Annotated in this window: 13 protein-coding genes; 8 read left to right on the top strand and 5 right to left on the bottom strand. The window is 72.9% G+C overall.

Annotation, left to right across the window (positions count from 1 at the left end; all coding sequences use genetic code 11):
- Positions 1-207 precede the first annotated feature (207 nt).
- The 5 genes from I4I78_RS20950 to I4I78_RS20930 all read left to right on the top strand — a co-directional run bounded on the left by I4I78_RS20950 (position 208) and on the right by I4I78_RS20930 (position 4,039).
- Positions 208-849: an HIT family protein gene (locus tag I4I78_RS20950; protein WP_308252257.1), complete on the top strand. Its 642-nt coding sequence runs from the start codon at positions 208-210 to the stop codon at positions 847-849.
- A gap of 208 nt (positions 850-1,057) precedes the next feature.
- Entirely contained in the window at positions 1,058-1,711 is a 654-nt protein-coding gene (locus I4I78_RS20945) for a DedA family protein (protein WP_218613148.1), read from the top strand.
- A gap of 425 nt (positions 1,712-2,136) precedes the next feature.
- Positions 2,137-3,156, top strand: a complete 1,020-nt coding sequence (locus tag I4I78_RS20940) for a cation diffusion facilitator family transporter (RefSeq protein ID WP_218613147.1) — start codon at positions 2,137-2,139, stop codon at positions 3,154-3,156.
- A gap of 38 nt (positions 3,157-3,194) precedes the next feature.
- Complete coding sequence (locus tag I4I78_RS20935) at positions 3,195-3,461, top strand: hypothetical protein (protein WP_218613146.1); 267 nt, start codon at positions 3,195-3,197, stop codon at positions 3,459-3,461.
- 125 nt (positions 3,462-3,586) lie between these two features.
- A complete protein-coding gene (locus I4I78_RS20930) occupies positions 3,587-4,039 on the top strand; it encodes a nitroreductase family deazaflavin-dependent oxidoreductase (protein WP_218613145.1) in 453 nt (150 codons plus the stop codon).
- Between the two features lie 101 nt (positions 4,040-4,140).
- Here I4I78_RS20930 and I4I78_RS20925 read toward each other — a convergent pair whose 3' ends face one another.
- Complete coding sequence (locus tag I4I78_RS20925; protein ID WP_218613144.1) at positions 4,141-5,592, bottom strand: glutamate synthase subunit beta; 1,452 nt, start codon at positions 5,590-5,592, stop codon at positions 4,141-4,143.
- A gap of 44 nt (positions 5,593-5,636) precedes the next feature.
- Positions 5,637-10,217: a glutamate synthase large subunit gene (gltB, locus tag I4I78_RS20920; RefSeq protein ID WP_226380131.1), complete on the bottom strand. Its 4,581-nt coding sequence runs from the start codon at positions 10,215-10,217 to the stop codon at positions 5,637-5,639.
- Positions 10,218-10,696: 479 nt separating this feature from the next.
- Here gltB and I4I78_RS20915 point away from each other — a divergent pair, with 479 nt between their 5' ends.
- A complete protein-coding gene (locus I4I78_RS20915; RefSeq protein WP_218613142.1) occupies positions 10,697-11,440 on the top strand; it encodes a (2Fe-2S)-binding protein in 744 nt (247 codons plus the stop codon).
- Positions 11,441-11,461: 21 nt separating this feature from the next.
- Here I4I78_RS20915 and I4I78_RS20910 read toward each other — a convergent pair whose 3' ends face one another.
- Genes I4I78_RS20910 through I4I78_RS20900 form a run of 3 tightly spaced genes read right to left on the bottom strand, consistent with a single transcriptional unit; the run spans position 11,462 to position 13,094 of the window.
- On the bottom strand, positions 11,462-11,839 hold the full coding sequence (locus I4I78_RS20910; RefSeq protein ID WP_218613141.1) for an Asp23/Gls24 family envelope stress response protein: 378 nt from the start codon (positions 11,837-11,839) through the stop codon (positions 11,462-11,464).
- Positions 11,836-12,396: an Asp23/Gls24 family envelope stress response protein gene (locus tag I4I78_RS20905; protein WP_226380134.1), complete on the bottom strand. Its 561-nt coding sequence runs from the start codon at positions 12,394-12,396 to the stop codon at positions 11,836-11,838. Before I4I78_RS20905 ends, I4I78_RS20910 begins: the two co-directional genes overlap by 4 nt.
- Before the next feature lie 56 nt (positions 12,397-12,452).
- On the bottom strand, positions 12,453-13,094 hold the full coding sequence (locus I4I78_RS20900) for a sigma-70 family RNA polymerase sigma factor (RefSeq protein ID WP_308252256.1): 642 nt from the start codon (positions 13,092-13,094) through the stop codon (positions 12,453-12,455).
- A gap of 159 nt (positions 13,095-13,253) precedes the next feature.
- Between I4I78_RS20900 and I4I78_RS20895 the strand changes: the two genes are divergently transcribed.
- Both I4I78_RS20895 and I4I78_RS20890 read left to right on the top strand, forming a co-directional pair.
- A complete protein-coding gene (locus I4I78_RS20895) occupies positions 13,254-13,427 on the top strand; it encodes a CsbD family protein (protein ID WP_218613139.1) in 174 nt (57 codons plus the stop codon).
- Positions 13,428-13,559: 132 nt separating this feature from the next.
- Positions 13,560-13,863, top strand: a 304-nt coding sequence (locus I4I78_RS20890; RefSeq protein WP_218613138.1) for a hypothetical protein, incomplete at its 3' end; no start/stop codon positions are given.

The raw sequence follows: 13,863 nt of genomic DNA, 5'->3' as shown, positions 1-13,863 counted from the left end.
GCGACGCGCGCCAGACCCGGCGACGCGCGCCAGACCCGGCGACGCGGGCCGGGCTTCCGGCCGCGCGCTGGGCTCGTCGACGCGCGCGTTGCCGCGGGCGCGGGGGCACGCGGAGCGCGCGGGGGCGAGTTGAGTGCGTGGTGGCGACGTGTGGGCGTCCGGTCGGGTCGTGGTCGTGACGCCGCGGTCGGGGTGCAGGATCGCGGTGTGGAGGACGGTGTCGAGGACTGTGTGTTCTGCCGGATCGTCGCCGGTACGGCCCCGGCCGACCTCGTCGCCGAGACCCCGCGGGTGGTCGCGTTCTGCGACAACGCGCCGATCACCCCGGGGCACCTGCTGGTCGTGCCGCGGACTCACGGCTCCGGGCTGGCCGACGTCTCCGACGACGATGCCGCGGCGATGACCGTCCTCGCCCGCCGGCTCGCGGTGGCGTTGCGCGACACCGGCCTGCGCCACCCCGGCCTGCGCCACCCCGGTCCCGGCACGGCCGCGCCCGGCACGCCCGGCGCCGGTGTGATCGACCCCGCCGACACCGGCCTGCGCCACCCCGGTCCGGGCGCGACCGGCCCGCGTCGGGCCGGACCTGCACGCCGGCTCGCCGTCGGAGGGTGGTGGCGCGGACGGCGTGGTGAGCGTGGCGCCGGAGCGGGCGGGGCCCCGGTCACGGGCACGAACCTGTTGCTGGCCGACGGCTCCTCCGCCGGTCAGGACGTGTTCCACGTGCACCTGCACGTCATCCCGCGCTACGCCGGCGACGGTGTCCGGCTGCGGACCGGGCCGCGAGGGTCCACCCCGGGTGAGCGGGCGGACGTCGCGGACCGTGTCCGCGCCGCGCTCGACGACGGGTGAGCCGCACCGGGGTGTGACACCGACGCCCGTCCGGACCGCCCGACCGCTCACCGACCGTGCGGCGCCGTGGAAGGCGATCGTGTAGGGATCCGGGGACCCACCCGGCAGTATCGGGGGACCGCCCCCATTACCTCGCGGTGACCGTCTGCCAGTGTGGGGGAGCCCGGACGCCCGAGACCGGGCCGACGTCGACACCGGAAGGGGCCGCGTGGACCTGTTCGCGTTCTTCCACGCGGTGCTCCACAGCATGTGGCTGCTGCCGGCCCTGGTCCTGATGATCGCCGTCGACGGCCCGGTGCCGATGCTGCCCAGCGAGACGCTGCTGATGTCCGCCGCGGCCTCGGCGTTCGGGGAGCGCAGTGTCGCCGCCGTGATCGGCCTGTTCGTTGCCGCGCTCGCCGGCTCCGTGCTCGGTGACCTGGCCGTGTTCGGGCTGGGCCGCTCCTCGAACCGGATCCTGCCCCGCGCCGCCGACGGCGACAGCGGGGTCGCGTCCTGGGTCCGGGCGAACATCTTCCGGCGACCCGTGGTGGCGCTGGTCGGCGCCCGGTTCGTGCCGGGCGGCAGGCTGGTGAGCACCGCGGCCGCCGGACGGCTCGGCCTGCCGCTGCGCCGTTTCCTGCTCGGCTCGCTGGTCAGCTCCGCCGTGTGGGCGGTGTACATGCTCGTCGTGGGCCTGGCCCTGGGCCCGATGACCGGCGGGAACCCGCTGCTGTGCATCCTGGCCGGCGGCGTGATGGCCGTCCTCACGGCCGGGGCGTTCGCGATCGGGACCCGGATCCGGTCCGCGGTCCACCGTCGCCGCGCGGCCGTCGTGTCCACACGCGGGCGGACCGCCGAGCCCGTGCTCGCCTCCCGCTGACCGTTCTCGCGCTGACCGTTCTCGCGCTGGCCGGTTCTCCCGCAGGCCGGTTCTCCCGCTGACCGGTTCTCACTGCCACGGCAGTGGAGGGAGGGGTGGTGTGCGCATCTCGTCCGAGCCGGTGCGGAGACGGATGACACCACCGGGAATCGGAGCCGTGGACGAAGCCACGACCCCGATCTCCCGATGGTGCCCGGCACCAACAGGGGCTCCCGGTTCCGCAGGTGCCGGCAGTGGGTCAACGCGTGAGACGCCGCCGAGATGTGCGCCGATACGGCGCGGCCGTGAGCGGTGGCGGAGGGGCGACGGGTGGGCTTTCGACTGCGTCGGGTGTCGGAACGGTCACGGACCGTGCGGCCGCAGGCATGATCAACACGACGAGCGGAGAACGTGCCGATCACCGCGAGCGGGCCTAGTCTCGCCCGGTGGCGGAGAAGGGTGAGACGGGGGAGAGCACGTTCACGGTGCTGTTGGCGTTGGGCGCCAACGCGGCGATCGGGGTGCTCAAGCTCGTCGCGGGCCTGCTCACCGGGTCTGCGGCGATGCTCGCGGAGGCGGCGCACTCGGCGGCGGACACCACGACCGAGGGGCTCCTGCTCGCCGCGCTGCGACGGTCCGGCAGGCGGGCCGACCGGCGCCACCCGTTCGGCTACGGCAAGGAACGCTTCTTCTGGGCGCTGATCGCGGCGGTCAGCATCTTCGTCTCCGGCGGCGTGTTCGCGATCGTCGAGGGCGTGCGCACGGTGCTCGGCGAGGAGGCCGAGCAGACGCTGGCCTGGGTCGCCTACGCGGTGCTCGGCGTGTCGTTCCTGCTCGAGGGGACGTCCTGGCTGCAGGCCGTGCGCCAGGTGCGCCGGGAGGCCGCGGCCGAGGACACGACGTTCTTCGGCTGGCTGCGCCGGACCGACGACCCGACCGTGGTCACCGTGTTCTGCGAGGACAGCGCCGCGCTGATCGGGCTCCTGCTGGCCTTCGCCGGGGTCGGCTTGCACCAGCTGACCGGGTCCGGGATCTGGGACGGCATCGCGTCGCTGCTGATCGGGGTGCTGCTGGCCGTCGTCGCCTACATCCTGGGCCGGACGAACAAGGGGCTGCTGATCGGGCGCCAGGCCGACGTGCGGCTCGTCCGCGCGGTCCGGGACCGGCTCGACGCCCACGACGGGATCAGCGGTGTGGTGGACCTGCTGACGATGATGGTCGGCACCGACCAGGTGCTGCTGTGCGCGCGGCTGGACTTCGACGACACACTGGGCGCCGCCGACGTCGAGCGCCTGTGCGTGCGCCTGGAGAACGAGCTGCGCGCCGAGTTCGGCGACCTCGACGAGATCTTCCTGGAGCCGGTGCCGCGCGCCGACCCGGACGTCCGCGCACGCGTGCTGGAGCGCTACGGGGAGAACCCGCTGCGCGACCGCACCTCCGGCGGGTCCGGAGGCGACTCGATCTGAGACGCCCCGGCGGACGTGATCGCAGTCATACTCTGCTGATGCGCAACGACCTGTGGCGGGTGGACGTCGGCGAGGACAACGCCCACTGGCTGGCCACCGAGTGCCGGACCGCCCGCCTGGCCCGGGAGTACCGGCCGGTCGACCTCGGCGGCGGGGTCGTCGAGTTCTCCGACCGCGCCCTGGGCGCGATCCGCGAGCTCGGCGAGGAGGAGGACGGCTACATCACCGACGACGCGGACGGGGTGCGCGTCTGGATCGGCGACGACGCCTTCGAGCTGGAGCTCCACGAGCCCGCCGGCGCCTGAGCGTCTCGCCGTCCCTCCGGCGTGGGGGACGGCGATTCCAGAGCAGTGCTCTTGCTTTCGTGGTCGAACGGGTGTCTACTGGGTCCACACGCAGAGAGCAGTGCTCTCGAATTGAGGAGGACGCCATGACCCCGACCGATCTCCGCCAGCTCCGACCCGGCCGCGCGGACCGGGTCGGCAACCGCCTGTTCAACGGCCTGATGCGGCTCGGTGTCAGCGTTCTGGGCAGCCGTGAGCTGGCGGTGCGCGGCCGCCGCAGCGGCGAGTGGCGCACGACCCCGGTGAACCTGATGACGGTCGACGGCGAGCGCTACCTGGTGGCACCGCGCGGGCACGTGCAGTGGGTGCGCAACCTGCGCGCCGCCGGAGGCGGGGAGCTGCGCCTCGGACGCCGGGTCGAGACGTTCACCGCCACCGAGCTCACCGACGACGCGAAGCCGGAGCTGTTGCGCGTCTACCTGCGCCGGTGGGCCTGGGAGGTCGGCCGGTTCTTCGACGACGTCGACGCCGGCTCGCCCGACGAGCGTCTGCGCGAGATCGCCCCCGGTATGCCGGTGTTCCGGATCGACCCGAGCTGACCGCGAGCCGCCATGCACGAGGGCCGCGATGCACGGGCGCCGCGATACACGAAGGGCCCGGACGCAGCGTGCGTCCGGGCCCTGCGTCGTACGGGTCGCGCCTAGCCGATCTGGCGGTCGGTCGGGGCGATCGGCCGGGGCAGCACGTCCCGGCCGGTCAGGTAGGCGTCCACGCCTGCGGCGGCCGCGCGGCCCTCGGCGATGGCCCACACGATCAGCGACTGCCCGCGGCCCATGTCGCCGGCCACGAACACGCCGTCGACGCTGGACATGTAGTCGTCGTCGCGCGCGACGTTGCCGCGCTGGTCGAGGTCGACGCCCAGACCGTCGATCAGCGCGCCCTTCTCCGGTCCGACGAAGCCCATCGCGAGCAGCACCAGCTGGGCCGGGAGCTCCTGCTCGGTGCCCTCGACCGGCTCGAATCCCTTGTCGCCACGCTTGACCTCGACGACCTTGATCCCGGTGAGCTCGCCGTCGGCGCCCTTCACGAACTCGGTGGTGTTCACCGAGAACATCCGGCCGCCGCCCTCCTCGTGCGCGGAGGAGACCCGGTAGACCGTCGGGTAGGTCGGCCAGGGCATGTGATCGGTGCGGTGCTCCGGGGGCGTCGGCATGATCTCGAGCTGGGTCACCGACCGCGCGCCCTGGCGGTGCGATGTGCCCAGGCAGTCGGCGCCGGTGTCACCGCCGCCGATGATCACGACGTCCTTGCCCTCCGCCGTGATCTCCGGAGCGTCGATGTCGCCCTGCTGCACGTGGTTGGCCCAGGGCAGGAACTCCATCGCCTGGTAGACGCCCTCGGCGTCGCGGCCCTCGGCCGGGATGTCGCGCCAGGCGGTCGCCCCGCCGGAGAGCACGACGGCGTCGAAGTCGCTGCGCAGCTGCTCGACGGTGATGTCGGTGCCGACGTCGGTCGAGGCCCGGAACAGGGTGCCCTCGGCGACCATCTGGTCCAGGCGCCGGTCGAGGCGCTTCTTCTCCATCTTGAACTCGGGGATGCCGTAGCGCATCAGCCCGCCGATGCGGTCCGCCCGCTCGAACACGACGACCTCGTGCCCGACCCGGGTCAGCTGCTGCGCCGCGGCCAGGCCGGCCGGACCGGACCCGATGACGGCGACCTTCCTGCCGGTCTTCGTCTCGGCCGGCTGCGGGGGCACCCAGCCCTCGTCCCAGGCCCGGTCGATGATCTCGATCTCGACCTGCTTGATGGCGACGGCGTCGTCGTTGATCGCCAGCACGCACGCGGCCTCGCACGGGGCGGGGCACAGCGTCCCGGTGAACTCCGGGAAGTTGTTCGTCGCGTGCAGGCGCTCGATCGCCTCGCGCCAGTCCTGGCGCCAGACGAGGTCGTTCCACTCCGGGATGAGGTTGCCCAGCGGACAGCCCTGGTGACAGAACGGGATGCCGCAGTTCATGCAGCGCCCGGCCTGCTCCTCGAGCTTCTTCTGCGGGAAGTCCTCGTAGACCTCGTGCCAGTCCATCAGGCGCAGGTCCACCGGCCGCCGCGTCGGGTTCTCCCGCGGCGTGGTCATGAATCCTCGGGGGTCAGCCATGTGCGGCACCCCCATGACACAGCGCCTGGTTCACGTCACGCTCCTCATCCATGAGCGGCCTCCATGATCGCCTGGTTCACGTCGCGCCCCTCACGTTCGGCCGCCTCCTGGGCCTGGAGCACGCGCTTGTAGTCCTTGGGCATGACCTTGCCGAAGCGCTCCACCGCGGTGTCCCAGTCGGTGAGCAGCGCGTGCGCCACGGTCGAACCGGTCTCGGCGTGGTGGCGTTCCACGGCCGACTGCAGCGCGGCGCGGTCGGAGTCGTCGAGCGGGTCGAGATCGACCATCTCCGCGTTGACGCGACCCTTGTCCAGGCCGAGCACGTAGGCCACGCCGCCGGACATGCCCGCGGCGAAGTTGCGCCCGATCCGGCCCAGGATGACGACCTGACCGCCGGTCATGTACTCGCAGCCGTGGTCGCCCACACCCTCGACGACGGCCAGCGCACCGGAGTTCCGGACGCAGAACCGCTCGCCGACGATGCCGCGCACGAACATCTCACCGGACGTCGCGCCGTAGCCGATCACGTTGCCCGCGATGATGTTGTCCTCGGCCGCGAACGGCGCCGACGGGTCCGGGCGCAGCGTCAGGCGCCCGCCGGACAGGCCCTTGCCGAAGTAGTCGTTCGTGTCGCCGACGAGGCGCAGGGTGATGCCCTTGGGAACGAACGCGCCGAAGCTCTGCCCGGCCGAACCGGTGAGCGTGACGTCGATCGTGTTGTCGGGCAGCCCCTTACCGCCGTGGGCCTTGGTCAGCTCGCTGCCGAGCATCGTGCCGACCGTCCGGTTCACGTTGCGCACCGGCAGGTCCAGGGTGACCTGGTCGCCGGAGCGCAGTGCACCCTCGGCCAGCTGGATCATCGTGTTGTCCAGTGCCTTGTCCAGGCCGTGGTCCTGCTCCCGGGTCCGGTAGCGGGGCACGTCCTCGGCGTAGTCGCCCACCTGGAAGATCGCCGACAGGTCCAGCCCCTCGGTCTTCCAGTGCTGGGTCGCGGCGCTGGTCTCGAGCACGTCGGCGTGCCCGATCGCCTCGGCGATGCTGCGGAAGCCCAGCTGGGCCAGGTACTCGCGCACCTCCTCGGCGACGAACCGCATGAAGTTGACGACGTACTCGGCCTTGCCGTCGAACTTCTTGCGCAGCTCCGGGTTCTGGGTCGCGACGCCCACCGGACAGGTGTCCAGGTGACAGACGCGCATCATGATGCAGCCCGAGACGACCAGCGGCGCGGTCGCGAAGCCGAACTCCTCGGCCCCGAGCAGCGCCGCGATGACGACGTCGCGGCCGGTCTTGAGCTGGCCGTCGGCCTGCACGGTGATCCGGTCGCGCAGGCCGTTGGCCAGCAACGTCTGCTGGGTCTCGGCCAGGCCGAGCTCCCACGGCCCGCCCGCGTGCTTGATCGAGGACAGCGGCGACGCGCCGGTGCCGCCGTCGTGGCCCGAGATGAGCACGACGTCGGAGTGCGCCTTGGAGACCCCCGCCGCGACCGTCCCGACGCCGACCTGGCTGACCAGCTTCACGTGGATGCGGGCCCGCGGGTTGGCGTTCTTGAGGTCGTGGATGAGCTGCTTGATGTCCTCGATCGAGTAGATGTCGTGGTGCGGCGGCGGCGAGATCAGGCCGACCCCCGGCGTCGAGTACCGGGTGGTGGCGATCCACGGGTAGACCTTGCTGCCGGGCAGCTGGCCGCCCTCGCCGGGCTTGGCGCCCTGCGCGATCTTGATCTGGATGTCGTCGGCGTTGACCAGGTACTCGCTGGTCACCCCGAACCGCCCGGACGCGACCTGTTTGACCGCGCTGCGCCGGGAGTCGCCGTTCGGGTCCGCGGTGAACCGGTCCGGGTCCTCGCCGCCCTCTCCGGTGTTCGACCGGCCGCCGAGACGGTTCATCGCGATCGCCAGCGTCTCGTGCATCTCCTGGGAGATGGAGCCGTAGGAGATCGCCCCGGTGGAGAACCGGGTCACGATCGACTCCACCGACTCGACCTCGTCGATCGGGACCGGCTCGCGCAGGCCCTCCTTGAACGAGAACAGCCCGCGCAGCGTCATCAGCCGGTGCGCCTGGTCGTCGACGGCCTTCGTGTACTCCTTGAACACCGAGTACTGCCCGGAGCGCGTGGAGTGCTGCAGCTTGAACACCGTCTGCGGGTTGAACAGGTGCAGCTCGCCCTCGCGGCGCCACTGGTACTCCCCGCCGACGGCCAGCGCGCGGTGGCTGGCGCGGACGTCGTCGGACGGGAACGCCCGGCGGTGGTGGCGGAGCACCTCCTCGGCGAGCACGTCGAAGCCGACGCCGCCCAGACGGGAGGTGGTGCCGGCGAAGCAGGACTCGACGACGTCCGGGCCGAGCCCGATCGCCTCGAAGATCTGCGCGCCGGTGTAGGACGCGACGGTCGAGACGCCCATCTTCGACATGGTCTTGCGGACGCCCTTGCCGAGCGCCTTGACCAGGTTCGTGGCCGCGGTCCGGGCGTCGACACCCGGGATGTCGCCGCGCTCGGCGAGGTCCTCCACCGTGGCCATGGCCAGGTAGGGGTTCACCGCAGACGCGCCGTAGCCCAGCAGCAGCGCGATGTGGTGCACCTCGCGCGCGTCGGCCGACTCCACGATCAGCCCGACCCGGGTGCGCGAGCGCTCCCGGACCAGGTGGTGGTGCACGGCGCCGGTGAGCAGCAGCGACGGGATCGCCGCGTGCTCGGCGTCCACCCCGCGCTGGGACAGCACGATCAGCCGCGCGCCGTTCTCGATCTCACGGGTGACCTCGGCCCGGATCTCGTCGAGCCGGTCGGTCAGGCCCTTCCCGCCGTCCGCGGCGCGGAACACGCCGGTGACGGTGTGCGAGGCGAAGCCGGGGAAGTCCCCGTCGTCGTTGATGTGCACGACCTTGGCCAGGTCGTCGTTGGACAGCACCGGGAACGGCACCACGATCGTCCGGCAGTGCGCCGGGGTGGCGTCGAGCAGGTTCTGCTCCGGGCCCAGCTGGCTGTGCAGGGAGGTGACCAGCTCCTCCCGGATCGCGTCCAGCGGCGGGTTCGTGACCTGCGCGAAGAGCTGGATGAAGTAGTCGTAGAGCTGGCGCGGCCGCTCCGAGATGGCGGCGATCGGCGCGTCGTTGCCCATCGAGCCGATCGGCTCGGCACCGGCGACGGCCATCGGCCGCAGCAGGAGGTTGAGCTCCTCCTCGGTGTAGCCGAACGACTGCTGGCGCAGCGTCAGCGCGGAGTGCGTGGGCACCTCGCGCTGGCGGGTGGGCAGCTCGTCGAGGCGGATCAGGCCGGCGTGCAGCCAGTCCGCGTAGGGATGCAGCGAGGCCAGCTCGCCCTTGATCTCGTCGTCGTCGACCATCCGGCCGCGCTCGGTGTCGATCAGGAACATCCGGCCCGGCTCGAGCCGGCCCTTGCGCACGATCTGCGACGGCTCGACGTCGAGGACGCCGACCTCGGAGGCGAGCACGACGAGCCCGTCCTCGGTGATCCAGTACCGCGCCGGGCGCAGGCCGTTGCGGTCGAGCACCGCGCCGATCTGCGTGCCGTCGGTGAACGAGACCAGCGCGGGGCCGTCCCAGGGCTCCATCAGCGTGGAGTGGTACTCGTAGAACGCGCGCCGCGCGGGGTCCATCTCGGCGTGGTTCTCCCACGCCTCCGGGATCATCATCAGCACCGCGTGCGGCAGGCTCCGCCCGCCGAGGTGCAGCAGCTCCAGCACCTCGTCGAACGTCGCCGAGTCCGAGGCGTCCGGGGTGACCACGGGGGTGAGCCGGTCCAGGTCGCCGGGCAGCAGCGCCGACTCCAGCATCGACTCGCGCGCGGCCATCCAGTTCCGGTTCCCGCGCAGGGTGTTGATCTCACCGTTGTGCGCGACGTAGCGGTACGGGTGGGCCAGCGGCCAGGCCGGGAACGTGTTCGTCGAGAAGCGGGAGTGCACGATCGCCAGCGCCGAGGTGACCCGGGAGTCGGTGAGGTCCGGGTAGAACACCGGCAGCTGCGGCTCGGTGAGCATGCCCTTGTAGACCACGGTCCGCGGGGACAGGCTCGCGAAGTAGGTGTTCGCGGTGTGCTCGGCGCGCTTGCGCAGGCAGAACGTGCGGCGCTCCAGCTCGATGCCGGTCAGCGCGTCCTCGCCGTCCTCGACGCTCGCGACGAACAGCTGACGGAACACCGGCATCGCGGCCAGGGCGGACGGGCCCAGGTCGGCGGTCTCCGGGTCGGTGGGCAGGTCACGCCAGCCCAGTACCCGCAGGTCCTCCTCGGCGGCGATCGCGTCGATCGCGGCGGCGGCCGTGTCGGCCTCGCCCGGGCCCGCGGGCAGGAATGCGGTCCCGACGGCGTACGCACCGGGCTCGGGCAGGTCGATCCCGGCCACCTCGCGGTAGAAGGCGTCCGGGACCTGGATCAGGATCCCCGCACCGTCGCCGGTGTTGGGTTCCGAACCCCGCGCGCCGCGGTGCTCCAGGCGGAGCAGCGCGGTGATGGCCTTCTGCACCACGGCGTGGTCGCGACGGCCCTGCATGTCTGCCAACATGGCGACACCACAGGCGTCGTGCTCGTGGTCGGCGGCGTACAGACCGCCCTGCGGGGGACGCAGATTGCTGTGCGCGGGGCGGCGCGTCTGGTCACTGATCGCGGCCAACTGCTCCTCCTGTCGTCTCGGTGCACCCCGACCTCGCATCGGGACGACTCGGACCTCGCTGGTCCGAACAGAGTGTCCAGACTACAACGATGCTCCGTAGGGGCCGTCCTGCTTGCGCCGTTCGGGTGCACCGTGCCGTGGGAGAGGTCGAATCGGAAAGTTCTTCCGGGCGCGACTAGCGGCCGGGCACTGTTCGGACCCGGCCAACTCCCGCGGCACGGTTCGACCGCACACCCCGGCGAGTGCGGTCTGGGAGGTGAAAGGGTCGCATGCAGTCGCCCACCTGCGCCACCGATGATCGCCACGCAGAGTGTGACGTGAAGCGCGCCATTCAACCAGGTCCAGGTTGCGCGAGCGTGTCCGGACAGTGAGATGTGGGTGGTCCGGAGCGGGTGGGTGGGCGCGCGGCCCGCAGCCCGGACACGGCGTGTGACCACCGGGTCCGGCGGCCCGCGGCCGGTCGGGCGACACTGGACGGCGTGAGCACCCGACCCGCCACCGAGCCGTGCGACGTCACCGCGGCGATGGACGACGTCGCCCGGGTCGGGCCGTTCTTCGAGCTCCCGGTCGTGGCCGCCGGCAACGTCGCGGAGCCGTTCGCACGGCTGCACACCGACCCGGGCCCGCTCGCCGACCGGATCGCCCGGGTCCGGGCCGGCCTCGGGTCGGACGAGCGGGTGGCGGCCTCGATCGCGTTCCAGGGGCTGGTCGCCCGGCTGGTCTCGGCGCCCCTGGCCGCGGTGGTCCTGCACGGTGTCCTGCCCGACCTGGGCGGGCTGTGCCGGGTTCCCGGCGGCGAGGACCCCTGGGCGCCGTGCCTGGCCGGGCCCGGCGGCACGAGCACGCCGGACCCGGTCGAGGACCCCGGCGGTGCGGCCGCCGTGCTCGGCGACGAGCTGCTCGACGCGCAGCTCGTCCCGCTCCTCGAGGCCGTGCGGGGTCTGGTCCCGGTGTCCGGGCATGTGCTCCGGGGCAACGTCGCGTCCGCGCTGGCCGGCTCGGCGCGGGTGCTCGACACCGCCCGCCGGGCCTCGCGGCCGGCCCTGCTGGGCGTGCTGGGGGCGGTGCTGGACCGGCCGTCGCTGTCCGGGACCGGGCGGCTGCTGCGTCTCGAGCCCGGGGCCGCGGACACCGAGTGGGGGTTCCGCAGGCGTTCGTGCTGTCTCTACTACCGGGTGGCCGGCGGCGGGACGTGCGGGGACTGCGTGCTCACCGCGCGCTGAGCCCGTCCTCTCACAGCCCGCTCAGGGCAGCTCGATGTCCGCGATCGTGACCTGCACCGTCGCGTCCAGCCCGGTGGCCTCGCGCACCGCCCGGGCGACCTCGCCCTGCACCGTCAGCGCCAGCTCGCGGCAGTTGGGCCCGAGCTCGGTGACGACCGTGACCCGCACGTCGGCCCGGTCGCCGTGCACGGCGACCGTGACGCCCTCGGCGCGCAGGTCCGGGGGCACCGGGTCCGGGTTGAGCCAGGTGCCGGCCAGCCCGAGCAGGGTCTGCGACAGGTCGGCCCGCAGCCCCACGACCGACGGGACGGCCCGCGCCCGGCGGGCCGCGATCCGGGCCACCGCGAGGTCGGCCACGTGGTAGCGGACCGGCGGAGCGCTGCTCCCGGGGCTGCTCACCGGTCCTCCCGCTCGTCCCAGACGTCCACCACGTGGATGTCCACCCGGGCCACCGGCACGCCGAGCGCCCGTTCCCCGGCCGAGATCATCATCTGCCGGACCCGCGCGGTCACCGAGGCGAGGTCCACCCCGAACCGCGCGGCGACGGTGACGGTGACCCGCAAGGGCAGGGCGATCGTGGCGTCGGTGCCGTCCGGCGCCGGGTCCGGCGCGGGGCGCTCCTGCTCGATCCGGCAGCTGCGGGCCCGCAGCCCGTCCATCGAGTCCACGATGTGACGCAGCGCCGCCGCTGCCGCGGGCCGGCTCAGCGACGCGCCGGGGGCGAGCACGAGCAGGTCGTGCGGGCGCAGGTCGGCGACCACCGCGCCCATCACCTGTTCGAGCACGTTCGGCGGCGGGCGCAGGGGCTGCGCGGCCATCCGCCCGACCAGCCCGCCCAGGCTGTCGCGGTCGGACACGGTGGACCGGCAGTGCGGGCAGGTGCGCTCGTGCTCGTCGAGCACACCGGCCTCGGCGTGGTCCCACACCAGGGCCGCGTCCCGGCCGCAGGCCAGCATCTGCACCGGCGCTCCGCCGGGGTCCGGTGTCCGCGCAGACGCGGGTCCCGTGGGGTTCAACGCCATTCCCGCATACCCTCCGCCAGCGCGGTCCGGGCCCGGTGGATCCGGCCGCGCACGGCCGTCTCCCCGGCACCGGTGATCTCGGCGATCTCCGCGTACCCCAGTCCTTCCAGCTCCCGCAGCACCCAGCAGGTCCGTTGCTCTTCGGGCAGGCGGGCCACCGCGCGCGACAGCGCGGCCATCTCGGCGTCCATCTCGGCGGCGCGCTCGGGGGAGTGCGACCCGGGTGATGCCAGTGCGTCGTCGCCGATCTCGGACACCGGGACGGTCGGGCGGCTGCGCCGTAGCAGCGCCGTGCAGCGGTTCGTGACGATCCGGTACATCCAGGTGGAGAACGCGGCCTCGCCGCGGAACGCGCCGATCTTCTTCCAGGCGTCGAGCAGCGCCTCCTGCAGCGCGTCCTCGGCGTCGGCGCGGTTGCCCAGCACGCGGACCGCGACCCGGAACAACGCGTCCTGGTGCCGGCGAGCGAGCTCCTCGAACGCGTGCACGTCGCCCTCCTGTGCCCGGACGACCAGCGTGGTCTCGTCCAGGACCGCGCGTGTCGCGGGTGCGGCGGGCGGAGCGGGCGCGGACGCGGGCGCTGCGGAGCCCGGCGGCGCGTCGGCGCGTGCGGTGTCCGTCGTGGCGTGCACCCGGATCCAGTCCCGTGGGTCGGTGTTCCCCCGAGGCGGCTGTGACGCCGGTCACAAAGGCGTGAGCCGACAGTGCTGAGGGGTATCGGAGTAAGAGGTACGACGGTAGCCGCCCGCGGTCGCGGGCGCCCGTCGACTGTGAACGAGGAGGCGACTGAGATGGGCGCTGACGAGAAGGCCGAGAACAAGAAGGAAGAGCTGGGCGGAAAGCTCAAGGAGGGCGTCGGCAAGCTCACCGGCGACGAGGCGCTCGAGGCCCAGGGTCAGGGCGACCAGGTCAAGAGCAACGTCAAGCAGGCCGGCGAGAAGGTCAAGGACATCTTCAAGAAGTAGAGCCCCCGGCTCGACGCACGAACGGCACCCCGGCCCGGCCGGGGTGCCGTTCGCATGTCGGGACCACCCGTCCGTGGACGGGTGGTGCGCTCGGAGCGGGCCGTCGGGCCGCGTCGGTCTAGCATCGCCGCGGTGAGCGACGAGCCCCTGCACGCCGCCCGTCCGGCCGACCGCGCGGACCGGCGTGCCTCCGACGTGGCGGCCGCGGTGCTCGGTCACCCCGCGGTCCTCCGGCTCGACGGCGGTCCGTTCGGCAGCATCGCCTCCTATCTCCCGGGCCGCCGGTTGGCCGGGGTACGGGTCGGGACGGGGGCGGAACCGACGGAGGTCGCGGTCGTGGTCCGGCTGGGGCACCCGTTCCCGGGGCTGGCCGACGAGATCGCCGGGCGGGTGCGCTCGGTGCTCGGGCCGGTCGGGGTCGAGGTCACGTTCTCCG

The sequence above is a fragment of the Pseudonocardia sp. KRD291 genome (assembly GCF_019263595.1).
Lineage (GTDB): Bacteria > Actinomycetota > Actinomycetes > Mycobacteriales > Pseudonocardiaceae > Pseudonocardia.
The sequence above is the reverse complement of the archived record's forward strand: the minus strand, read 5'-3'. Positions and strand labels throughout refer to the sequence as shown.